Here is a 24,107-nt window from a genome sequence, read left to right on the forward strand (position 1 = left end):
TCTTTTCAATTCACAATGTACAATTCACGATTCACAATTTATAGTTTTTAAAGTGAGTATTTATTAAATTCATCAAATATGTAGTTATTATCCGAAGGTCCTGGACATGCTTCTGGATGAAACTGTATTGAAAATATAGGTAATTTTTTATGTCTCATCCCCTCAATAGTTCCATCATTTAAACTTATATGAGTTACTTCCATTTCTTCTGGCAATTTATCTACATAATAGCCATGATTTTGAGAAGTTATGTGTACTTTACCGCTGCCTAAATCCCTTACAGGATGGTTACAGCCCCTGTGACCAAATTTAAGTTTTGCGGTACTTCCCCCAAGTGCCAGAGCTAAAAGCTGATGTCCTAGACATATACCCGTAACAGGCTTTTTTCCTATAAATTTTTTTATATTTTCTATTTCCCAATTTAAATCACAGGGATCCCCTGGCCCATTAGACAAAAATATCAAATCAGGATTTTCTTTAAGGATATCTTCTCCCTTATAAGTTGAAGGAAATACCGTTACTTTATATCCCCTATTTAAAAATTCCCTTACTATACTTTTTTTTATTCCAAAATCTAATATAGCAGCATGCTTTCCACCTTTTCCCAAAGTATAACTCTCCTTTGTACTTACCTCATGTACTGCATTTTGATTTGAAAAACATTGGATTGTATCTTTCACAGTTGAGAAATTTACATTTTTTACAGTTATAATTCCTCTCATAGTGCCATTTACTCTTAACATCTTTGTTAGTGCCCTTGTATCGATTCCCGAAAGTCCTATAATTTTATTTATCTTAAGATAATCTTCAAGTTCTAATTCAGCTCTGAAATTACTGGAATAATTACAGCTTTCTTTTACTATAAAACCTTTTACCTTGGGTCTGTCAGATTCCATATCTTCCAGGTTTATTCCATAGTTTCCTATAAGGGGATACGTCATAGTAACAATCTGCCCATAATAAGAGGGGTCTGTAAGTATTTCCTGATATCCTGTCATTCCTGTATTAAAAACTACTTCACCCACACTATCATTTAGATATCCAAATGCTTCTCCCTGGAATACATATCCATTCTCTAATATAAGTTTTGCTTTCATAAATATACCTCCTGTATTTTTACAAGCAAAAATACACTTACTGAATTTAAATTTTAACTAACAAAAAAGGTAATAGAAAAATTTTTCTTAAAATTGATTTTTCTATTACCCTATATCTCATTTTTTAGTATAAAACATTTGATTTTTTCACAACACAAAAACACCTATACATACCCCTTTCTGGCCTCACAGGACCAATTTAAAGTGTATTTTTCACTTAATTCTTACGTCTTATTCTAATTAAAATACACTTACATGTCAAGTCCCTGGGAACAATCTATCTATCTAAAAATATGTCTGTGTACCTAATCTTCATTAACAAAGACTTAATAATCTATTAAAAACAGAATAGATAATTTTATTTTTAATATTTTAGAATAATGTTCTTGAATATACAGATAAATAATTATATAATAAACATTGTTAATATGCGAACAGTATCTATACAAACAATATATAAAATATGAGGGGAGATAAAAATGAAACATTCTATTTTATCTTGTCTAGTTGCAGCAATACTTTTAAGTGGCTGTAGTTCTGTTACTAGTACAAGCATCAAAACTACTAAAATTATTAAGCAAAGTACCTCTGCCCAATTTTTAATGGGTGGTAAAATTGCCACAAACGAAGAAGCAGACGTAACTGCAAAGGTCTCAGCAAAAGTTTCTGAAATATCAGTAGATTTAGGTTCAAAAGTAAGTGAGGGAGACGTTATTATTAAGTTAGATACAACAGACTTACAAGGCCAGGTGGACCAGGCAGAAGCTGCCCTCAATACTGCAAAAGCCAGTTTAGCAAACGCACAAAACAGCACACGCCCCGAACAAGTAGCACAAGCACAAGCTGCCCTGGACAATGCAAATCAATCTTATGCAACACTTAAGAAAAATTATGATCGTATACAAGCTCTAGTCAGTGAAGGAGCAGAAACCCAACAAGACCTAGATAACGCTAACCAGCAGCTATCTTCTGCTGAAGCACAATGTAAAACTTATCAAGCACAATTAAGTATGTTAAATAATGGCCCTACCAAATCTTCTATAGATGTCTATCAGGCCCAGGTAGCCCAGGCAGAATCTGCCCTAAAAACTGCACAGACATCGCTTGACCATGCCATTATTACGGCACCTATTTCAGGTGTAGTAAATGCAAGAAATATCAATGTTGGAGACGTAACTTCTACAGACAAAGTACTTATTTCTATAACTAGCCCCAATGATTTATATGTAAATGCCTATGCTCCAGCAGATATAATAAGTCAAATTTCTCAGGGTCAAAATGTAATTGTTAAAGTATCTGAAATACCGGATAAAGAATTTCATGGTAAAATAGCTGTTATAAATTCAAGCTTAAGTTCTGAAAGTAGAGATATTTTAGTTAAAGTAACTTTAACAGACAAAGATTCAAACCTAAAGCCTGGAATGTTTGCAGAAATTGGACTAGATAAATAAAGAAAGAGGGTACCTTAATTATGAAAGAAAAACGCAAATTATTAATTATAGGAATATTAATAGTGATTGTAGCAGCACTAGGTAGTGTAGGATATTATTATTGGTATGAAAACACTTATTACGTTTCGACAGATGATGCCACAGTAAGTGCAGACCTAGTTAATGTAACTCCGCAGATTAGTGGAAAACTATTGGAACTTAATATAGAAGAAGGAGACACTGTTGTAAAAAATCAAATATTAGCCCGCCAGGAAATGGTGAATCTTCCTGACTCAAGCGTAGACCAATCTTTAATAAGATCACCTATTGACGGCATAGTTATTAAAAAACAAGGAACTATCGGGGAAATTTGGTCATCAGGCCAAACTTTAGCTACCTTAATAGATCCAAATAAACTTTATGTAACTGCTAATATTGAAGAAACAAAACTTGGCAAAGTAAGAATCGGACAACCTGTTACCATTACTATAGACGAATATGGTTCAAAAAAATTTACAGGAAAAGTTAAATCAGTAGGAGAAGCAGCACAATCTGCCCTATCTCTTATACCATCCTCAACTAGTGGCACATTTACAAAAGTAGTACAGAGAATACCTATAAAAATTTCACTTGACAAGTTTAATGACAAAATACTTCCAGGCACCAATGTTGTTGTTAAAATCCATGTTAAGTAATGAGGTGATACATAATGGAAGAACATACTCATGATTCACTATACAGCTGGCTGGCATTACTTGTAGTTGTAATTGGTACATTTATGTCTATACTAGATAGTAGTATAGTTAATATTGCCCTTCCCAAGATGATGGCTGTTTTTGGAGTATCAATAGATGATTCAAAATGGATACTTACAGCCTATACCCTGGCACTTGGGGCAATTATACCTCTCACTGGATATCTTCAAGATGTTTTTGGCTCTAAAAAAATATATATGTTTGCACTGACAATGTTTACGATAGGCTCTATGCTATGTGGATTCGCGTGGAACAACACATCAATGATATGTTTCCGTATTATTCAAGCTATTGGTGGAGGCATGATAATGCCGGTGGGAATGGCTATAATATATGAAATATTCCCAAGGGAAAAGATAGGCATGGCCCTTGGCGTATGGGGTATAGCTGCTATGGCTGCACCTTCTATAGGCCCCACACTTGGAGGATACATTATTGAAAAAATGGATTGGAGACTTATTTTTAATGTAAATGTACCTATAGGTATAATAGGTGTAGTATTAGCTGCTATTTTATTAAAAGACTCAAAAAGAAAAGTAACATCCCGAGCCTTTGATATAATAGGTTTCTTATCTTCCACCATAGGTGTAGTCAGCCTGTTGTATGTTCTAGGGGAATGGACTTCAATTGATTGGGGAGAAGTAAGATATCCTGTACTTTTGATTTTAGGATGTTTAAGCCTTGTGTTATTTGTAGTAAATGAACTTACTCACCCAGATCCTTTGCTTGACTTACGGGTTTTTAAATTGCTTGATTTTAGTGTAAGCCAAATTATAACTTGTATTTTAACACTAGCACTAATGGGGGGAGTATATGTACTACCATTATTTCTACAAAATATAAGAGGCTATACTGCAATGGAAACAGGTATAATTATGCTGCCGGCTGCTATCCTCACAGGAATCTTAATGCCCATAAGCGGCACTTTATTTGATAAAATTGGTGCAAAACCAATTGTAATACCTGGTATTATAATATTGGCTATAAGTTCTTATCATATTTCAACTTTGATAAATATGAATTCCAGTAGAGAAATGATAACTCTCATTTTATGTGTAAGAGCAGTTGGAATAGGACTTGCCATGATGCCAATTAGTACTGTGGGAATGAATGCAGTGCCAAAAAATTTAATTGGAAGGGCCTCTGCTCTTTCCAATACCATAAGACAAATAGCAGGTTCACTCAGCGTAACTATAATGTCAACGATAATGCAGAGTAAGACCAATTATAATTACTTAAAGCTATCGGAACAAATGACCACTTATAATGCAACTTCTAATAATACTATAAGTACATTAACAAAGCTATATATGGCTGAAGGTCAGTCTTTAAAAACAGCTAAAGCTTCTGCAATATCCACACTAGCACAAATGCTTCAGGGGCAAGCTACTATAGATGCTATGGCCTATGCTCTTGCTGTAATCTCTGTCATAGTAATTTTAGCCGTAATTTTGGCCTTAATGATGAAAAATAGAAAAATACCTAAAAAACAAAATAAGGAGGGTGAGCAAAACTATAATGAAGGAAGAGCCGTGTTGGAATGATGAACTAATAGCAAAATACTCTGATGAAATAATCAGTACTTTTAAAAGCATTCACAAAATTTTTAGCTGTAAATTTCAAGAGTTTGCAAAACAATATGGATTTACACCTCCCCAACTTACTGTTATATTCCATTTGTATAAAACGCCAGGCATAACTCTCAATGAATTAAGCAGCCACTTAATGTTAACAAAAAGCACAGTTTCAGGTATAGTAAATCGCCTGGTTAGCCAAGGTGTAGTAATCAGGGAAATACCTGAAAATAACAGAAGAATTGTGAAATTGTCAATATCCGAAGATTTTAGAAAAAATAACAATATAGTTGGCATGAAGGAGCACTTTGTTACCCACTGCATATCTAATGCTATAAAAAATATGGATCCAATAAATGTAGAAGAACTTATTCATGCATTAGAAACTTTTATTTTATTATTAAATAAAGAAGATTGTAATTAATCTTTGCTATATTATATAACTGGAAATTTTAATCTCCAGTTATATTTTTATTTTTAAGTATAATTTTAAGTACCAAAAAAACTTAATCTCCATATAATTTAATAAATCTGATTTATAGAGTTATCATTATTATACATAATAAATATTCATCAAGCGTAGTATGTAATAGATAAAGTAAAAAGGAGAGGAGAATATGAACTTTAAAGATATAATTGAAAAAGATAGAGAAATAAGAAAAAAACATGAATTTGAAGGTACTTTTTTAGAATATCTACAAATTGTAAAAGACAATCCTCAAATAGTAAAGTTAGCTCATAAAAGAATGTATGATATTATAATAGATAAAAAATATGAGGTATTAAAACCTGAAGAAAACCCTAGAGTAAAAAAATTATATGGAAATGAACCCATCAGAAAATATAACTTTTTCAAAAATGATTTTTTTGGCATCGATAAAGTAATAATGAAGCTAGTTAACTATTTTCACTCAGCAGCAATGAAAGGAGAAGAATCCAGACAGGTACTTTACCTTGTAGGTCCTGTAGGAGCCGGTAAGTCATCTTTGGTGGAATCAATAAAAAAAGCACTGGAAGCATCAGAACCAATATACTCACTAAAAGGTTGCCCTATGAGAGAAGAACCGCTGCATCTAATACCGAATCATTTAAAAGAAGATTTTAAAAAAATTCTCAACGTAGAAATTGAAGGAGACTTATGTCCTATTTGTAAATACAGATTAAAACATGAATATAATGGTGAATATGAAAAATTTCCTGTAGTAGCTACTGATTTTTCTATTCGTTCAAGAAAGGGCATCGGAGTAGTACCGCCTGTGGACCCTAACAATCAGGATACCTCCGTACTCACAGGCTCCATTGACATATCAAAAATGGATATGTATCCTGAAGACGATCCACGAATATTTTCCCTTAATGGTGCCTTTAACGTAGGAAATAGAGGTTTAGTAGAATTTATAGAAGTTTTTAAAAACGATGTTGAGTATCTCCACACCATTATAACAGCTACCCAGGAAAAATCCGTTCCATCTCCTGGAAAAGGATCAATGATTTATTTTGATGGAATTATCTTGGCACACTCTAATGAATCAGAATGGAACAAATTTAAATCTGATCACACTAATGAAGCTATTCTTGACAGAATAGTAAAAATTGAAGTTCCTTATTGCATGGAATTAAATGAAGAAGTTAAAATATATAAAAAAATACTGGGTAAAAGTCAATTTAATGCGCATATAGCTCCACATACCATAGAAATCGCAGCAATGTTTGCAATTCTGTCCAGACTTTCACCTTCAAATAAAGTTGACTCTATGACAAAACTAAAAATTTATAACGGAGAAGATATAGTAGAAAAAGGAACCACCAAAAAAATTGATTTTTCAGAATTGAAAGAAGAAGCTGGTATGAGAGAAGGCATGACAGGTATTTCAACAAGATTTATAATAAAAGCCTTGGATAATGCGCTTTCAAGTTCAGAATATAATTGTATCAACCCATTGAGTGTAATGGAAAGTCTAGTAAAAGCAACCAAGGATTTAGATATTGCAGAAGATGATAAAAAGAAATATATAACATTTTTAAAAGATACTATAAGAAAAGAATATAATAAAATACTTGAAAAGGAAGTAACCAGAGCTTTTATTCATAGTTTTAAAGAACAGGCTGAAAGTCTTTTTGATAACTATCTGGATCACGCTGAAGCTTATGTAAATAAAAATAAAATCAAAGATAGATCTACAGGGGAAGAACTTGAGCCGGATGAAAACTTCATGAGATCTATAGAACAGCATATAGGGGTTTCTGAAAGTTCTGCAAAAGGTTTTAGAACAGATGTTACATCGTATATGTTCTACATTATACGAAATGGAGGCAAAATTGAATACACTTCCTACGAACCACTAAAGGAAGCCATTGAGAAAAAGCTTACTACATCTGTAAAAGAGTTATCTAGAATTATAACTAAATCTAAAGTTAGAGATAAGGACCAGGATGTAAAATACAACTCTATGGTTGAAGAATTAAAGGCAAATGGGTATTGTGATCATTGCTGTGATGTTATTTTAAAATATGCTGCCAATAATTTGTGGAAGGATTGATTTTATGGCTATTTTCAGAGAATTTGAGGTTAATGACCATCATGACAGATCCTTAGAAGATAGAAGACGCCACAGACAATTGGTGGAAAAATCCATAAAAGATAATCTGGCAGATATAATATCCGAAGAGAGTATTATAGGTCAAAGTAAAAATAAAAAAGTTAAGATTCCTATAAAAGGTATTAAAGAATATCAATTTATATATGGAGATAATAGTTCTGGAGTTGGCAGCGGAGATGGTTCTCAAAAAAAAGGCGATAAGATTGGGAAAGCCATGAAAGATAAAAATGGAAAAGGTAATCAAGGTGCAGGAAATCAAGAAGGCGAGGATATGTATGAAATAGAAGTTACCATAGAAGACGTTATAGACTACCTTATGGAAGATTTAGAACTGCCCTTAATGGATAAAAAAAAATTTTCACAAATTTTATCTACAAATTCACCAAAAAAATCAGGCTATCAAAAAAATGGGATAAACCCAAGGCTTGCTAAAAAAAGAACTGTTGTTGAAAAACTTAAGAGACATCAAGCAACTAAGAGGGCCTTAAGAGAAACTCATGGAGAATCAGAATTACCTCCTGAAAATAAAATACAAGATACTGCAGCCAATGAATCTAGATTTCCATTTAGGCAGGATGATTTAAGATATTTCAGAGTTAAAAAGAAGCCAAAACTGGAATTAAATGCTGCTATTATTTGTGTAATGGACACCTCTGGTTCTATGGATAGTACAAGAAAGTTCTTAGCTAGATCTTTTTTCTTCGTTTTGTACCGCTTCATAAAGATGAAATACAATAATGTAGAGGTAAAATTTATTTCTCATTCTACTACAGCTAAAGTAGTTACAGAAAATGAATTTTTTCATAAAGTTGAATCTGGCGGAACTTATATATCCAGTGGATTAAAAAAAGCCCTAGAAGTAATTGAGGAAAATTTCAATCCAGCTTACTGGAATGTTTACACTTTTTATGTTAGTGATGGCGATAACTGGAGTGAAGATAATGCTCTAGCATTGAAATATGGTAAAGAGTTATGTAAAGTCTGCAACCTTTTTAGTTATGCTGAAATTATTCCAAGTCCCTATGGAAGCAGTATAAAACACATTTTTCAAAACAAAATTACTGATAATAATTTTACCGTTGTAACTATTTATGAAAAACAGGATTTATGGAAATCCCTAAAAAAAATATTAAAAAAAGAATTAGAAGAGAGGTGATTTCCTTGGAGTATACAACTATAGATCTGGAAACATGGGGACATATTATAGAATCTACTGCCCAAAAATCAGGACTTGATTTTTACCCCCAGGAATTTGAGATTATAAGTTACAAGGATATGATTGCCTATGAAGCATATGTGGGGATGCCTTCCAGATATCCCCACTGGAGTTTTGGGAAAGCCTATGATAGGTCAGAATCACTGTATAAATATAATATTACAGGTCTCCCGTACGAAATGGTGATAAATTCAAATCCTTGTCTTGCTTATTTGATGAAAGATAATACCTTACTTTTGCAAATTCTCACTATGGCACATGTATATGGACATAATGATTTTTTTAAAAACAATAGATTATTTAAAGAAGGTACCAATGCATCCTATACCATAGAAATGTTTAAAAACCACGCAGACATGATAAGAGAATATGTAAATGATCCTAGCATCGGATACGCCGAAGTAGAAAAAATTTTAAATACTGCCCATGCCATAAGGTTCCAAACAGTAAGAGCTATAGGTATGAAAAAAACAGAGGAAGAATCTAAAGATGATCTTATAGGATTTATAATAAATCATGGTACTTTAGAAGAATGGCAAAAAAATGTTTTAAGTGTAGTTAAAAATGAAACTTCATATTTTATACCTCAGATTGAAACAAAAATTATGAACGAGGGATGGGCAAGCTACTGGCATTACAAAATTTTAAACCAGCTTAATCTCACAAGCTCCCTTTATATTGAATTTATTAAAAGACATAATGATGTTATAACACCTACTATGGGAAGTATAAATCCCTATTATATTGGATTTAAAATGTTTGAAGATTTAGAAGAACGGTATGGACTTGATAAGATATTTGAGGTAAGGATGATAGAAAGAGATGAATCCTTCATAAGAAGATATCTCACTGAAGAACTGTGCTATGAATTAAATCTATTTCAATATGATAAAATTGGAGATGATTATGTAGTAAAAGAAATCCCAGATGGGAGTGGATGGATTAAAATTAGAAATACTTTGTGTAACCTTTGTGGTATGAATTTAATCCCTAACATTGTAGTTGATACTATATCAAAAAAAGACACTGCACTTATTTTAAATCATATTCATGAAGGAAGAGAATTAAATTCAACTTATATGGAAGCTACTTTAAAATATATTTGTGAACTTTGGGGATATCCTGTTAAATTAAACACAAAGATAAAAGATGAAAATATACAGGTTTGCTGCAATGAAAACAAGAAAATTTCATATACAACTTTAAGATAAATATCAAAAAGTCTTTAATAAATGATTAACACTAATTTATTAAAGACTTTTTTATTCTATAATTTATTTTCACCTTTAAATTCACCATATTTATCCTGAAAAAATTTAGCTACCCCATCCTCATCATTAGAACAAATAATTCCAGTAGCTATATCTTTTAATGGCCTGTATGCATTTTCAACTGCATATTTTTCATCAGCTATTTCAAAAAGAGATTTATCATTTAAGTTATCTCCAAAACAAATAAGCTTATCAATCTTTAAATACTTTTTTAAAAATTCTGCGGCAGATTTTTTATTAGCGCAGGAATTTGTCACCTCCAACCAAAAAAATCCTTTTGAATAGATTTCCTCTGTATAATGACATGTGGCATCTAAAATATTTTCAAACAATTTATATGAACAATCTAAATCACCCTTTTTCTCTATAGCAAATATATTAATAACATTGTATCCTTTTAGTATGGAAAAATCTTTTACTATGGTAAGTCTTTTATCTTCCAGTCTTTTTCTTGAGTTTATATATATTTTCTGTCCTTCATTAAAAATACCTTTATAGAAAATTTTCTTATTTCCACCAGAATCTATTACAGATACAAAAGGGCAAATTTTCCTCAGAGTATAATGCATCAAAATAAATTCAACCATACTATTGTCTAAATAGTTCTCTCTTATATTTTTATTTAAAACAGGATCATATACAAAGGATCCATTATTTAGGATCATAGGTAGATTAAGATGAAGCGGCCTTAATATATTTTTCGAGGCTTCGTAGGATCTAGCAGTAGCAATGGTAAATTTCAATCCTAATCCTATTAATCTGTTTATAATTTTAACCGAGTTTTCACTTATGACTTGATCTGAATTTAATAATGTTCCATCTAAATCTGAAATATATAAAGTCAAAATATTTTCCTCCAATTTAACTAAAATTTAATGTTACTTATTAAAAACATCCTAATGTATCTTTATTATATTCTAATATAAGCAATTGTTCCACTAACATTTAAATATTTTAATATATCAAAAATGGATATCAAGAAACGAAATGTGATTACACATACAAAAACTTGATATCCAATGAATGTAATATATATAAAATTATCTTTGCAGTTTAAAAGTAAAATTATCTATAAGTCTCGTTTTTCCCATATATACTGCAATTGCAACTAAAATAGATGAATGGATATTATGCACAGGTTTTAAGTTTAAGCTATCTACAATTTCAATATAATCTATTTTAGCCAAGGGTTCTGAATTTAACTTTTCAGTAATTATATTTGCAATTATATTTGCATTTCTTTCCCCTGAATCTAAAGCTTCTTTAGCTAAATTAAGACTTTTATTTAGTATTGAAGCTGCATTTCTTTCCTCTAATGAAAGATAAGTATTTCTTGAGCTTTTAGCAAGACCATCAAATTCTCTTACTATAGGACATCCTATTATTTCTATGTCAAAATTTAAGTCCTGTACCATCTTCTTTACAACTGCAAGCTGCTGAGCATCTTTTTCACCAAAATAAGCCCTATTAGGAGTGACAATATTAAATAATTTTGAGACTACAAGGCACACACCTCCAAAATGAGTTGGTCTTTTTGAGCCACACAAACCTTCCGTCAAGCCATTTACACTGACGTTAGTACTTGCATCTTTACAATACATCTCTGAGGGTTCTGGATTGAAAATTAAACTGGCACCAGCCCTTTTACACACTAATTCATCTCTCTCAATATCTCTAGGATAAGATCCTAAATCTTCATTTTTTCCAAATTGAGTAGGGTTTACAAATACACTAACCACCACTTTATCATTTTCTAACGCTGCCCTTTTAATAAGACTTTCATGACCTTCATGTAAAAATCCCATAGTAGGAACCAGCCCAACGGTGAGTCCTTGCATTTTCCACTTTTTCACCTGGCTTCTTACTTCACCTACTGTCTGTATCCTTTTTATCTTATCATCTCTTTTTAATATAACCGTTTCCATTTTATACTCCCTCTTTAATACAACTTATCTATAATACTATCATCTATTTTAAAGCTATGTTCTTCATCAGGGAAAATACCCTCTCTAACTTCAGCAATGTAATCCTTGAATGCCTCCTTTATAATTTCTCCAGCATTACCATAGGATTTTACAAACTTAGGTCTGAAATCTGAAAACAAGCCAAGCATATCCTGATATACCAGTATTTGTCCATCACAATACTTCCCTGCACCTATACCAATAGTAGGTATTGATACAGTTTCTGTAATAATCTTTGCCAATTTGTAAGGTATGCCTTCCAAAACAATAGAAAAAGCTCCTGCCTCTTCAAGTCTTTTGGCATCTTCAATTATACTTTTAGCATTGGATTCATCTTTACCTTGAACTTTAAAGCCACCAAACACATTAACAGATTGTGGAGTTAAACCTATGTGTCCCATTACCGGAATTTGAGCTTTAACAATGGCTTTCACCTGTTCATATACTGAAACACCGCCTTCAAGTTTTACAGCCCCTGCTGACCCTTCCTGAATTATTCTTCCTGCATTTTTTACAGCATCATATACTGAAGTCTGATATGACATAAAAGGCATATCTCCAACTACAAGTGCATTTTCTGCCCCTCTTGTAACTGCTTTGATATGGTGAAGCATATCCTCCATAGTAACACTTAAAGTATCCTTATATCCAAGACATACCATTCCCAGAGAATCTCCTACTAAAATACCATTGATACCAGATTCATCCATAAGCTTAGCCATAGAGTAATCATAAGCAGTAAGCATTGTAATCTTTTCATTATTACGTTTTGCATTAACAAAAGTAGAAACATTATTTTTCATGGCATTCCTTACCTCCAAGTTCATTTTTTATATTATCCCAATTTTTTTCAATATGCTTTTTTTCCGATAAATTAACTAAATTTAACGACAATCGTTTGTATAAAGCCTTATCTTTTTCTGGTATAACTTCAAGATGATGTTTAATAGTTTCTATATCTCCACGTTCCACAGGACCAGTTAAGGCATTTATAAAACCCTTGTTCTTTATGTTAGTTAAATTATTATCAATCAAAGGCATAAGTGCACTAATTGCAACACCTTTATCAATGCCGCATTCTCCTAAATATGAACATCCCACATCTAAAAGAGAAAGTACCAAATTAGAAACTGTTACACTAGCAAGATGATACAGCGGCTTTTTACTTTTATCCAGTACAATAATATTATTACCCATTTTTTCAAAAAGTAATTTTAAATCTGACAGGTACATATCATGTCCTTCAATTGAAAAATAAATCTTATATAATGTTTTATAGGTATTAAATTTATCTGAAAAAGCACACATGGGATGGATAGAATATCCGAATGCTCCTAAAGTGTCAATATCTGAAAAGATTGAAGAGGACAAAGAACCACTTGAATGGCAAATTATTTTATCTTTTAGTTTGTATTTTTTTATTTTATTCCATACTTCTTTTATAATATCATCGGGAGTCGTAATAAAAATAACATTACAATCTTCTATTAAAGCTTTTAATTCACTATAATAGCTACTGGATGTAAAACTAGCAGCTTCTTTTGCTGAACTTTCACTTTTACTGTAGTAACCCTTTAAATTTACTTCATTAACAGGAAAATATTTACCTAAGGTTACTCCTACCCTTCCAGCGCCAATAAAACCTATATTAAATTTCATGGCATCACCATCTCTTTACAATACAAAAATACAAACAAAATTCTTAGAATAATCTAAGAGTTACTCCCAACCTGTCCCTTTCAAAAATTGATATGAGCAGAATATAAGTATTCCTAACACTTATGGTGCAGTTCAAAACGATACTACCCAAAATTATTTTAGCATACATTAATTTTATATTCAAGTACTTGTATGTTTACCTAATTTTCCAAGGTATATTATATTGTATCTCTGCAAATTATAATTTATACAAACATATTCCTAATGTTTCTTTAAATTAATAAATAATATATTAAAGGCTCTGAATTATCAGAACCTTTAATATCAAGTGATTCTTAGGTTCAGATGGATTTTGCTTATGAGTCCATCATCTTTTTAAAGATGTTCTAGGCAAGTGCATCTATTATATTATCACTATTAGGACTAGCAGCTTTCATTTTTTCTGATTTTCCAGTATCCACAGAAGAAGTTTCCGATGTCTTTTGTGATTGCTTCTGCTGAATTTGTGCTTCAATTTGCTGCAGTTGTGTTTGTAATTGTTTGATCTTAGCTTGTTTTGTTTTTTCATCATCATTGCTTGCATTTTCCGTTTGTATTTGCTACCTAATATTAGCTGCTTGCTTTTCTAGCTGACTTACATCACTACTATTGCCGCTATTGGATGTTACATTAGTACTATTTAACATAGAAGAAATTGATGAAATATTCATAGTTAAAACCTCCCTAAAATTTTATTAATATATTCCCTTAGGTAAATTTACTACATTAATATTAATATTTTCTTAAAAACAATGCCTATATCTGCCGCAAATACAACCGCTGCAGTTTTCTTTATTTCCAAGATCACGGCAAAGTTTATAATTTCCGCCTTCTATTTTTAACGTTTTGCCATCTTATCACCTCTTCAGTTTTATCATCCCACAATATTATAATTTAATTTTTTACACACTAAAATAAGAGATGAATAATCACCTCTTAATCATCAAGTGATTCTTAGGTTCAGGTGGAGTTTGCTCATAAGAAATGCTTTTCTTCACCTGAACCTTAGAAGAATTTATCCAGGCGCGTAGCAGTGCTTATCCCCCACTTTGAAGAAGCTGGGGGTGTTAGCAATGGTAGCGTTCGGATAAAATATTATTTAGATATATTGTCCCTACTGCACCACCTTGAACAAAAATCAGCTTTCTTGCTGCATAAAACTCTTTGTGAACCACAACCAGGACAAATAATTCTGTCTTGTTCATAACTTATTTCATACACCTTGCCACAATCAAAACATTTAAATTTACAAAAAGTAGTTGTATAATTTCCTCCACTTATTCTTATGGCATTTCCCTGTGTTAAAGCTACAGCTATTTTCTTTCTTGCGCTATCGATGATATTTTGAAAAGTTTGCCTTGATACCTGCATCTTTTCAGCACATTCTTCCTGGCTCAATTCCTCAATATCTTTAAGTCTGACAGCTTCAAGCTCTTCCACTTTTAAAATAATCTCCTGGATTTTACATTTAGGTTTTCCCCAGGGTACAAAATATGTACTTTTAGGGAAAAATTCTACTTTTCTAAATTTTATCGGCCTCGCCATGTTTATCCTCCTTGCATTCACTGCGCAGTCCTAGTAACATGATTTAGGTTACTAATCTATATATTCCTTCAAAACACTGTGGGTATACTCAATTATTTCAGCACAGGATACACCTTTCTTCTTTAATTCTGTGCATTGAAATGTTCCATATTTTTCTTCTATTTTTCCCATTATTTTTTTAGCATATTCTCTGGCCTGATTTGGTTCTACCGCCTCTTTTCTGCCTTTTATTGCACCCAAAGCCATAAGTGCCCCTGTTATTGCACCACAGCTACTTCCTACGGCCATACCTCCACCAAAGGGACTAGCTATTGATACTGGAATGCTTAAGCTTTTCTCCTGATTTACTACCTTTATTATAGATTCTGCACAATTATATCCTTCTTTATAAAACTCTACCGCTTTTTTCATTTTCATGTTCCTCCTATTCCTTTGATGGGCATTAATTACGCTCTGACATAAAATCCTGCTGCATATTGGCATTTGCCATTTTTATAATACTACTATTTATAATTATTGTCAAATGCCAATTCAAAAAAATTGAAAATGAGTTGTATATGTAGTATTATTGGATAAGATATATTTTAAGAATATATGAGAGAATTTTTACAATATGATATGACAAAAATAACTTATTAAACAATCAAGGAGGAAAGTATATGACTATACAAAGTACAGATGTAGCAAAGGCTTCTGTAGAAATGTCCATATCCTCTAGAGAAAATGAAAAAATGTTAGAGGAGACTTTCAAAAATAAAGGTATTCTAACTGCCGCTGTGGATATAGGCGGAAATATCAATAATACTATACCCAAAATAATAGAAAGAGCCTTAGTAGCTTCTAAAAAAAAGGGCCTCATAAAAGAAAATTGCCACGTACATGACGGTGCTATAGCAGGAGCTACAAGAGAGGCGCTTTTTCAAATTATTCAAAAAGCAAATGGACTTAATGTAGGAGGCAAAATTGGTATAGCCAGGAATAAAGAACATATAAGTGTATGTATATTTATGAGTATAGGATTGCTGCACTTAAATGAAGTAGTGATTGGATTGGGACACCGCTCTATTCCAATATAATTTTTACAGTTATATGACTTTAAGATGAGAATAAAATTGGCAAAAAAGTATATTTTATAGTATTTGACAATCTAAGATATATAAAGTATAATTATGTCGTATATTTCATATGTCATAACGTTGTAGGCTAATTTTATGTTAAGGTACATAATTATGTAGTATATCAAATTTGTAGTATGGTAATTTTTAAAATAACAATTCTATTGAAATTTAATTAAATTAGGTAGTATTGGTAGTTTATGTAGAACATAATATAGTCTAAAGATATAAGAATTTTTAAGTTCCACAAAATTTTTTGTTATCTGAAGTTCTGCTAACCCAGGACTTTTTTTATTTTTACTATATAACATATAATCTGGAAATAAAATCTAAACATCATATTTTTGTAAACTTTTACAAGCAGAATATATGTTATAAAGTTTTTTCAATATATAAAATTAAAATATTATTTTTGGAGGATGAGTAGTATGGTAGGAAAGAAAAGACTTTCATTTCTTGCAGCATTTTTATTGGCTGCATCAATTTTAGGTGGATGTACTGGAACGTCATCAAGCAATTCCGGGACAACCCTTAAGGACAAAAAAGTGATTAAAATTGGTATTACCCAGATTATGGAGCATCCAGCTCTTGATTCTGCTAGAAAAGGCTTTATAGAGGCATTGAAAGCTAAAGGATATGAGGATGGCAAAAATATCAAAATAAATTTCCAAAATGCCCAAGGTGATATGCCAACAACCCAGAGTATAGCCCAAAACTTTGTATCTCAAAAAGAAGATTTAATACTTGCAATAGCAACTCCTTCTGCCCAGGCAGCTTACAATGCAACTAAGAATATTCCTATACTTATAACTGCAGTAACAGATCCAGTTAAGGCAGGAATTGCAAAATCTCTTAAAAGCTCTGGCACTAATGTAACAGGAACTTCAGACGATTTACCAATAGGAAAACAATTTGAACTGTTAAAAAAATTAGTACCTAAGGCTAAAAAAGTGGGTATTGTATATAATACCAGTGAAACTAACTCACAAGTTCAGGTGGAAAGTGCTAAAAAAGCAGCTCCTCAATATGGACTTGAAATTATAACAGCCGGCGTAACAAATGTAAACGAAGTTCCGCAATCTTTAGATTCCATAGTTGGAAAGATTGATGCATTATATGTACCTACTGATAATGCAGTAGTTTCAGCTATATCCATTGTAACAAACACATGTTATAAGAAAAATGTTCCTGTAATCGGTTCTGAAAAAGGACAAGTAACTCAAGGAGCTCTTGCTACTACAGGTATTGACTACACTAAATTAGGTTACCAAACAGGCCTTATGGCTGTAGAAATAATAAATGGCAAAAAGCCTAGTGAACTTCCTATTACAACTTTAAAAGACATGCAGCTGGTTATAAATGAAGATGCAGCTAAAAAGCTTAAAATAACTATTCCAGATGATTTAAACTCCAAAGCTGAAAAAGTAAAGGGAGGAGTTAATTAGTGGATATACTAATAAGTGTATTACAACAAGGACTTATATTCTCCATAGCAGCTTTTGGAGTATATATAACTTTTAGAATATTGGATTTTCCCGATTTATCCGTAGATGGTACGTTTCCTTTGGGTGCTGCTGTAACTGCTATATGTATAGTAAAAGGAATGAATCCTTTCGCAGCATGTATTTTATCCTTTGGCGCAGGATGTATCGGTGGGATTTTTACAGGAATTCTCCATGTAAAATTAAAAATAAGTAATCTCTTATCCGGTATTTTAGTTATGATAGCCCTGTATTCTATAAATTTAAGAATAATGACAAAATCTAACATACCGTTATTCGGAAAACAAACTATATTTTCAAATAATATAAATGTTTTATTGATTTTATTTATCATTATGATTATAGTAAAAGTATTTCTGGATTTATTTTTAAGAACTAAACTAGGATTTGTTCTGAAAGCCGTTGGAGATAATGAACAATTAGTAACTTCTCTTAGCTTAAATAAGGATAATGTGAAACTAATTGGACTTGCTATTTCAAATGGACTAGTGGCTTTATCCGGCGCAATGATGGCTCAATATCAGGGATTTTCTGATGTTGGAATGGGAACCGGAACTGTAGTAATGGGACTTGCTGCAGTTATTATGGGAGAGTCGGTATTTAGTAAAATAAAATTATTAAATCCTACTACTACAGCATTATTAGGTTCAATTCTTTATAAGGGTGCCATAGCATTAGCCCTTATGTGTAACCTTCAATCTACAGATTTAAAATTAATAACTGCTTTAATTGTAATTGTAGCCCTATCATTAAACGGGAAAAAATTCGGCTTTAAGACCAAGAAACATAATCTTGGAGGTGAATCTTATGTTAAAGATACAAAAACTGCGTAAAGTATTTAATAAAAATACTATAAATGAAAATATATTATACGATAACTTATCTTTAACTGTAGATAAAGGGGATTTTGTTACCATAATAGGCAGTAATGGTGCCGGAAAATCTAGCCTGCTTAATTTAATATGCGGCACCCTCCATGCGGATGAGGGTTCTATAATATTAAATGGACAGGAAATAAGTAAAATGCCGGAATATAAGAGAACTAAACACATTGGGAGGGTATTTCAGGATCCTTCAAAAGGTGTTTCTCCAAGTATGACCATATTGGAAAATATGTCTATAGCCTATAATAAAGGTAAAAGATATGGACTAAGTATGTGCGTAAATAAAAATAACACAAAAATTTTTACCAACATGCTTTCTCAGATTAATCTGGGATTGGAAGATAAACTTCATACTAAAGTAAGTCTTCTATCCGGTGGACAGAGACAGGCCTTATCTTTAATGATGGCGGTAATGTGCAAACCAAAACTTTTACTTTTAGACGAACATATAGCAGCTTTGGACCCTAAAACTTCAGAACGAATAATAGAAATTACAAATGAAATAATAGTTGAAAATAAAATAACTACCCTTATGGTTACCCATAATTTAAATCATGCAATAAACCTGGGAAATAGATTATTTATGATGCATGGCGGTAAAATAGTTATGGACGTGAGAGATGAAGAAAAGAGCAAGTTGACCATAGATAAGTTGTTAAAATCCTTTGAAAAAGCGCAGGGGAAACAAGAAGGATTAAGTGATAGAGTTTTATTTTCTTAATAGAAAATTATAATACTTATAAAATTTATAATATAATATTAAATATGCCTAGAGCTAGGTTTAAATACTAGCTTTAGGCTGATTTTTTATTTTTACTTATAATCACCAATATAAATTTCATAATATTCAATTTTATTAATAAAAATATGTATTTAATTAGGAACTTTAATTACGGAATTAATAATTACTTATGGTGGCACAATATCTAAATAATCCAAATGCTTTTTGGGGATAAATTTTGCTCAAAATATAATACATATAATAGAAAAATTAGACAAAATATGATAATATAATATATGAATTATGGAGAAGGTGGAAGAATCATGGAAGGTAAAATAGAAGGAACAAAAAGAGCACAGGTAAGTATGCACTTTTCAGAGTTTGAAATGCCTCCAATGCAAGATGTGTTAATAGTAGGTAAACATGCCCCTATTGGACCACAGGCGGCAAAGAGAATGGTAGATATATTATCTCCAGAACAATATGAAATAATAAAAGTTGAACACGAATATGTTGAGGCAGTTGTGGTTAGAAGATCTCTGCTAAATATGCTTTCAAGAGATAAGCTTATTCCGATGATAATGGAGGAAGGAGGAAAGATTGCTAACGAATCAATGATTATAAAAGCACAGGTTAATATTATTTTACATGTTAGTAAATCTATTGATTTATGATTAAAGAAGCTTCTACTATAGTAGAAAAAAATTTTATGAAAGTAGACGTTCTAAACGGCGTAAGGCAAATTCAGAATATTTTTTGCGAAAAAGATATAGATTGCTTTATTGTTTATGAAAATAAACAATTAGTTGGTATAGTTACTAAAAAAGAATTAACTGGAGCTCATCCTAATAGAATAATTGCTGACGTTATGTCTCACAAATACATTTGTATTAATTATTCTACCCATTTGTGGAACATTAAAGAAACCTTTGATTCAAATAAAAATATACATACTATTCTCGTAGAAAATGGACATGACATCATAGGATACATAACAAGGACAACCTTAAAAGCTGAATTAGTTAGTAATATTGATTTACTTACAGGACTCTATAAAAGCCAATATATATTCTATAATGCATATAAGTTCATAAAAAATAAAATTAATACCACTATAATATTTTTAGACTTAAATAATTTTGGCCATATAGATAAGAAATATGGTCACATCAATGGAGACATCATATTAAAAAATGTAGGTAAAATATTAGAAAAAAATATTACCTCTGATTGTTATTTGTGCAGATACGCAGGGGATGAATTTGCAATATTAACCTCACATTCTGTAGATGACAGTAAAATACTTTCCCAAAATATAATAGATATTATCAAATCATATAAATTTCCAAATAACATACAAGTTTCAGCATCTATTGGAATTGTAAGCTGTAAAGTACATACTTACAGCAATATAAATAATATATTAGACATAATAAACAAACTAGTAAATAAAGCAAGCTTATTATCCACAGAAGCAAAACAAGATGGCAATGGCCCAATTATTACCGGAAATTTAGATATAGATGCAATTGCTTAAACATAAGACATTTCAAAAGAAAAAGGCTGCTAATATCTTATTTATTCCATATTGGCAGCTTCTAAAACTCTGTAATTATTTAATATATACAGTAATCAAATAATATATTTTTATAAAATTTCACCTATAAGCCTATACATATTAGTTTTACTGTCAAATTTAATAATTTCCATAGATGCGCAATATTTGTCTGCAAGTGTAACTACAAAAGATTCTTTATACTTGGGTAATTTTATGGTTAAAGGCCACATGTGCTTTACTATAATATCCTTTTCCACATCATTTAGGTGAAAAAGTTTATTTGCATTTCCTAATGCAGTATATGGATGGGTAAAGCCATGTAATCCACTATCATATCTTTTTATGTGCCAGTCATATAAAAAGAAATCATGTAATAATCCTCCTCTGGCAGCAGAGCTATAATCAAGTCCTAATTTTTTACAAACCAGATAACTCATATAGGACACATATATGCTATGTCTAAGACAACTTATATTGCTGTGCTGTATGAAATTCCCCATGGAAAGTACAGCTTCGTTTTGAATTAAATCATTAATACAATGTTTATACTCATCATAATTATCAGGATCTTCTTTTAATTTCCATATTGATTTTATTAAATCTATCACTATAATCCTCCTACAACCATTCATACTAAAAAGGCTTCTCTTTAATAAAAACATATACTATTGATTTTACTGCATTTATAAAAAAATACAATAAAATAAATGTTAATTATAAAATTTTATTTCTTAATTTGCCCCAAAAATTCAATATAATACATAAATGTGTTAATAAATAAAAATGCCACCCTAAGCTATTAAGTATTATCTTAACTGGTTTAGGGTGGTATTCTAAAACAATAATATATTATATAAACATTCTCCTCTATATCTGGGTTATTTTTAATTTAAAAAAATCCTTTTCTACATCATAAATATTTTTATAAATATCATCTAACCCCAATAATTTTCTTAGAAAATTTAACTCATCTAATGATAATTGAAGTTCATTATACCAAGGCTTCGACTTTACATTAGTCTTTTGAAAAGAAGAATAGTATAAATGAAGAAGCAAATGGCCAAGATATAAAAAATCTTCACAAGGCATATATTTTTTATTGTCTATAAATCTGGCAAGCCCAAAATCAATAAGATAAACATCTTCCTCATTGATAATCACATTAGGTACCCTTATATCCCTATGCACAATATTATTTCTGTGAAGATACTCTATTATTTCTATAAGCTTACTTCCTATTCTATAAATTTCATCTGACGTAAATTTATGACTATACCCAAAAATCATATGCTCTATTGTGCTGCCTTTTTTATATTCCAAAATATAACCATATATATCATCTTTCTTTATTATATCAACTATTTCAGGAATTAATGGATGGCTAATAGATGAAAGTATCTGTGACTCAAATATAACTTTGCTGCCACTTTTCTTTATAGCCTTAGGTTTAATCTCCTTGAATACATACTCTTTATCATGTGCCGAAACCAAATAGCACATGCCAAATCTCCCTTGGCCTATTAGTTTTATGATGCTGTATTTATCAATCAAATAGCCTGTCGAATATACTCTTTTTCTAAAAAAGGGCATTAGGACCATGAACTCTTATATCTTTTTCTATAATGATTTTCCCGTGGATACTGTCTTTCATCATGGTACCTTTCATCAGAACTATAAGAATAATGTGTTTTATATCTTCTGTGGGAATTAGAAACCGAACCAAACATTCTTAATATACGACTAAAGAATCCTTGTCTTTTATAGTACTTACTACCCTGATGATCATTTACATATTTCCTCTTTCGTGATGATCTTGAAAAAAAACTCATTATAATACACCTCTTTTCAAATACACTCTCAATTAATTATCAATTACAAAAATTTTATATTTTTATAATATGATATCTCCCCCCATATGTCAACATTCATAATAACTAGACATAATAAAATAGTGACATAATATAAAAATCATATCACCATTTTAAAAACATTATAATTTTTAGAAATTTTCACTTAGCCCACTACTTGGAAACAGGTATACACCCTATTTTCTTTTGCATTTTTCTCAACATTTTACTGGATACATAATATGCTTTATCTGCCCCTTTTTTATATATATCCTCCAAATACTTTTTATCCTTAAGAAGATCATTCACTCTATCCTGTACAGGCTTAAGCTCATTTATTATAGCCTCTGCCGTATCATTTTTAAACTGTGCATAACCTTTTCCTTCATATTTCTTTTCTATTTCTTCATGCCCCATTCCAGTTATAGCACTTAATATAATTATAAGATTTTTTATTCCAGGCTGATCATCAGTGTACTTTACTATTCCAATACTATCTGTAACACATCTGTTTATTTTTTTTCTTATAACTTCTGAACTATCCATAATCAATATATAACTATTGGGATTGTCTGAGGATTTAGACATTTTCTTTGTAGGATTTTGCAAATCCATTATTTTAGCGCCATCTTCTGGTATATAACCTTCTGGTATATTAAATGTAGGACTATAAAGATTATTAAATCTTTCAGCTATATTTCTTGTAAGTTCTATATGCTGTGTCTGATCCTTACCCACGGGAACAAGATCTGTATTATAAAGTAATATATCTGCAGCCATTAAAACAGGATAATTAAGAAGTCCTGCACGCACTGATTCTCCTCCCCCGTACTTTTGAGACTTACTTTTATACTGGGTCATTCTTTCAAGTTCCCCTACATAAGTAAAACAGTTTAAAAGCCATGCTCCTTCACTATGTGTAGGCACATGAGATTGAATAAATATTGTATTTTTATCTGGATCTATACCTGCCGCTACATATATAGCTAATACTTCAAGAGTTCTTCTTCTAAGATCCTTTGGTTCTTGTTTTACAGTTAATGCATGCAGATCTACTACACAAAAATAACAATCATATTCATCTTGAAGCTTCACCCAATTTTTTAAAGCTCCAAAATAATTTCCTATAGTTAAATCTCCCGAAGGTTGAATACCACTAAATATTACCTTTTTCTTATCTTCCATAATCTTTGCCTCCATATTTGAACATTTAATGTATGAAAAATCCCTATGATACAAAATCATAGGGCATTATTGGCATTGTATCACCTAAATCCCAAAAGATTTAAATTCAACTAAATATCATCATATATTTTACTATAAACGTTTA

At 31.1% G+C, this 24,107-nt stretch carries 25 protein-coding genes; 13 read left to right on the forward strand and 12 right to left on the reverse strand.

What is annotated here, in order from left to right:
- Nucleotides 1–47: 47 nt before the first annotated feature.
- Nucleotides 48–1,097 (reverse strand): carbamoyl phosphate synthase small subunit, encoded by a 1,050-nt coding sequence (locus tag ACJDU8_RS04130; protein WP_406790887.1) that lies wholly within the window; start codon nt 1,095–1,097, stop codon nt 48–50.
- A gap of 479 nt (nt 1,098–1,576) precedes the next feature.
- Between ACJDU8_RS04130 and ACJDU8_RS04135 the strand changes: the two genes are divergently transcribed.
- The 7 genes from ACJDU8_RS04135 to ACJDU8_RS04165 all read left to right on the forward strand — a co-directional run bounded on the left by ACJDU8_RS04135 (nt 1,577) and on the right by ACJDU8_RS04165 (nt 9,883).
- Nucleotides 1,577–2,548: an HlyD family secretion protein gene (locus tag ACJDU8_RS04135; RefSeq protein WP_406790888.1), complete on the forward strand. Its 972-nt coding sequence runs from the start codon at nt 1,577–1,579 to the stop codon at nt 2,546–2,548.
- A gap of 20 nt (nt 2,549–2,568) precedes the next feature.
- Entirely contained in the window at nt 2,569–3,222 is a 654-nt protein-coding gene (locus ACJDU8_RS04140; RefSeq protein WP_406790889.1) for an HlyD family secretion protein, read from the forward strand.
- A gap of 14 nt (nt 3,223–3,236) precedes the next feature.
- Nucleotides 3,237–4,826, forward strand: coding sequence for a DHA2 family efflux MFS transporter permease subunit (locus ACJDU8_RS04145; protein WP_406790890.1), 1,590 nt, complete (start codon nt 3,237–3,239; stop codon nt 4,824–4,826).
- A complete protein-coding gene (locus ACJDU8_RS04150) occupies nt 4,801–5,280 on the forward strand; it encodes a MarR family winged helix-turn-helix transcriptional regulator (protein WP_406790891.1) in 480 nt (159 codons plus the stop codon). Before ACJDU8_RS04145 ends, ACJDU8_RS04150 begins: the two co-directional genes overlap by 26 nt.
- Nucleotides 5,281–5,473: 193 nt before the next feature.
- Nucleotides 5,474–7,396 (forward strand): serine protein kinase, encoded by a 1,923-nt coding sequence (locus ACJDU8_RS04155; RefSeq protein ID WP_406790892.1) that lies wholly within the window; start codon nt 5,474–5,476, stop codon nt 7,394–7,396.
- Between the two features lie 4 nt (nt 7,397–7,400).
- Nucleotides 7,401–8,612, forward strand: a complete 1,212-nt coding sequence (yhbH, locus tag ACJDU8_RS04160; protein WP_406790893.1) for a sporulation protein YhbH — start codon at nt 7,401–7,403, stop codon at nt 8,610–8,612.
- A gap of 5 nt (nt 8,613–8,617) precedes the next feature.
- Complete coding sequence (locus ACJDU8_RS04165) at nt 8,618–9,883, forward strand: SpoVR family protein (protein ID WP_406790894.1); 1,266 nt, start codon at nt 8,618–8,620, stop codon at nt 9,881–9,883.
- 56 nt (nt 9,884–9,939) lie between these two features.
- Here ACJDU8_RS04165 and ACJDU8_RS04170 read toward each other — a convergent pair whose 3' ends face one another.
- The 7 genes from ACJDU8_RS04170 to ACJDU8_RS04200 all read right to left on the reverse strand — a co-directional run bounded on the left by ACJDU8_RS04170 (nt 9,940) and on the right by ACJDU8_RS04200 (nt 15,561).
- The gene (locus ACJDU8_RS04170) at nt 9,940–10,788 is read right to left on the reverse strand and encodes an HAD family hydrolase (RefSeq protein ID WP_406790895.1); all 849 of its coding nucleotides are present in this window, start codon (nt 10,786–10,788) and stop codon (nt 9,940–9,942) included.
- Between the two features lie 195 nt (nt 10,789–10,983).
- Nucleotides 10,984–11,868, reverse strand: coding sequence for a pantoate--beta-alanine ligase (panC, locus tag ACJDU8_RS04175; RefSeq protein WP_406790896.1), 885 nt, complete (start codon nt 11,866–11,868; stop codon nt 10,984–10,986).
- 14 nt (nt 11,869–11,882) lie between these two features.
- The gene (gene panB / locus ACJDU8_RS04180; RefSeq protein WP_406790897.1) at nt 11,883–12,710 is read right to left on the reverse strand and encodes a 3-methyl-2-oxobutanoate hydroxymethyltransferase; all 828 of its coding nucleotides are present in this window, start codon (nt 12,708–12,710) and stop codon (nt 11,883–11,885) included.
- Nucleotides 12,700–13,566, reverse strand: a complete 867-nt coding sequence (locus tag ACJDU8_RS04185; RefSeq protein WP_406790898.1) for a Rossmann-like and DUF2520 domain-containing protein — start codon at nt 13,564–13,566, stop codon at nt 12,700–12,702. The genes panB and ACJDU8_RS04185 overlap by 11 nt, the downstream gene beginning before the upstream one ends.
- A gap of 386 nt (nt 13,567–13,952) precedes the next feature.
- Complete coding sequence (locus ACJDU8_RS04190; RefSeq protein WP_406790933.1) at nt 13,953–14,162, reverse strand: FlxA-like family protein; 210 nt, start codon at nt 14,160–14,162, stop codon at nt 13,953–13,955.
- Nucleotides 14,163–14,700: 538 nt separating this feature from the next.
- Complete coding sequence (locus tag ACJDU8_RS04195) at nt 14,701–15,150, reverse strand: DUF134 domain-containing protein (RefSeq protein ID WP_406790899.1); 450 nt, start codon at nt 15,148–15,150, stop codon at nt 14,701–14,703.
- A 51-nt stretch (nt 15,151–15,201) separates the two neighbouring features.
- A complete protein-coding gene (locus tag ACJDU8_RS04200) occupies nt 15,202–15,561 on the reverse strand; it encodes a C-GCAxxG-C-C family (seleno)protein (protein ID WP_406790900.1) in 360 nt (119 codons plus the stop codon).
- Nucleotides 15,562–15,809: 248 nt separating this feature from the next.
- Between ACJDU8_RS04200 and ACJDU8_RS04205 the strand changes: the two genes are divergently transcribed.
- The 6 genes from ACJDU8_RS04205 to ACJDU8_RS04230 all read left to right on the forward strand — a co-directional run bounded on the left by ACJDU8_RS04205 (nt 15,810) and on the right by ACJDU8_RS04230 (nt 20,909).
- On the forward strand, nt 15,810–16,226 hold the full coding sequence (locus tag ACJDU8_RS04205) for a HutP family protein (RefSeq protein ID WP_406790901.1): 417 nt from the start codon (nt 15,810–15,812) through the stop codon (nt 16,224–16,226).
- A 467-nt stretch (nt 16,227–16,693) separates the two neighbouring features.
- Nucleotides 16,694–17,710 (forward strand): ABC transporter substrate-binding protein, encoded by a 1,017-nt coding sequence (locus ACJDU8_RS04210; protein ID WP_406790902.1) that lies wholly within the window; start codon nt 16,694–16,696, stop codon nt 17,708–17,710.
- On the forward strand, nt 17,710–18,600 hold the full coding sequence (locus ACJDU8_RS04215; protein ID WP_406790903.1) for an ABC transporter permease: 891 nt from the start codon (nt 17,710–17,712) through the stop codon (nt 18,598–18,600). The genes ACJDU8_RS04210 and ACJDU8_RS04215 overlap by 1 nt, the downstream gene beginning before the upstream one ends.
- A complete protein-coding gene (locus tag ACJDU8_RS04220) occupies nt 18,575–19,372 on the forward strand; it encodes an ABC transporter ATP-binding protein (protein WP_406790904.1) in 798 nt (265 codons plus the stop codon). Before ACJDU8_RS04215 ends, ACJDU8_RS04220 begins: the two co-directional genes overlap by 26 nt.
- Nucleotides 19,373–19,695: 323 nt before the next feature.
- On the forward strand, nt 19,696–20,046 hold the full coding sequence (locus ACJDU8_RS04225; RefSeq protein WP_406790905.1) for a hypothetical protein: 351 nt from the start codon (nt 19,696–19,698) through the stop codon (nt 20,044–20,046).
- Nucleotides 20,043–20,909, forward strand: a complete 867-nt coding sequence (locus tag ACJDU8_RS04230) for a diguanylate cyclase (protein ID WP_406790906.1) — start codon at nt 20,043–20,045, stop codon at nt 20,907–20,909. Before ACJDU8_RS04225 ends, ACJDU8_RS04230 begins: the two co-directional genes overlap by 4 nt.
- A 110-nt stretch (nt 20,910–21,019) precedes the next feature.
- On the opposite strand, the gene ACJDU8_RS04235 is transcribed toward ACJDU8_RS04230, so the two are convergent.
- The 4 genes from ACJDU8_RS04235 to trpS all read right to left on the reverse strand — a co-directional run bounded on the left by ACJDU8_RS04235 (nt 21,020) and on the right by trpS (nt 23,962).
- Nucleotides 21,020–21,538, reverse strand: a complete 519-nt coding sequence (locus tag ACJDU8_RS04235) for an HD domain-containing protein (protein WP_406790907.1) — start codon at nt 21,536–21,538, stop codon at nt 21,020–21,022.
- A 259-nt stretch (nt 21,539–21,797) separates the two neighbouring features.
- Nucleotides 21,798–22,529, reverse strand: a complete 732-nt coding sequence (locus tag ACJDU8_RS04240; RefSeq protein WP_406790908.1) for a protein kinase family protein — start codon at nt 22,527–22,529, stop codon at nt 21,798–21,800.
- Nucleotides 22,520–22,759: a hypothetical protein gene (locus ACJDU8_RS04245; protein ID WP_406790909.1), complete on the reverse strand. Its 240-nt coding sequence runs from the start codon at nt 22,757–22,759 to the stop codon at nt 22,520–22,522. Before ACJDU8_RS04245 ends, ACJDU8_RS04240 begins: the two co-directional genes overlap by 10 nt.
- Nucleotides 22,760–22,951: 192 nt before the next feature.
- Nucleotides 22,952–23,962: a tryptophan--tRNA ligase gene (gene trpS / locus ACJDU8_RS04250; RefSeq protein WP_406790910.1), complete on the reverse strand. Its 1,011-nt coding sequence runs from the start codon at nt 23,960–23,962 to the stop codon at nt 22,952–22,954.
- Nucleotides 23,963–24,107: the final 145 nt, after the last annotated feature.

It is taken from the genome of Candidatus Clostridium eludens (assembly GCF_045310515.1).
In the GTDB taxonomy this organism is placed as follows: domain Bacteria; phylum Bacillota; class Clostridia; order Clostridiales; family Clostridiaceae; genus Clostridium_B; species Clostridium_B eludens.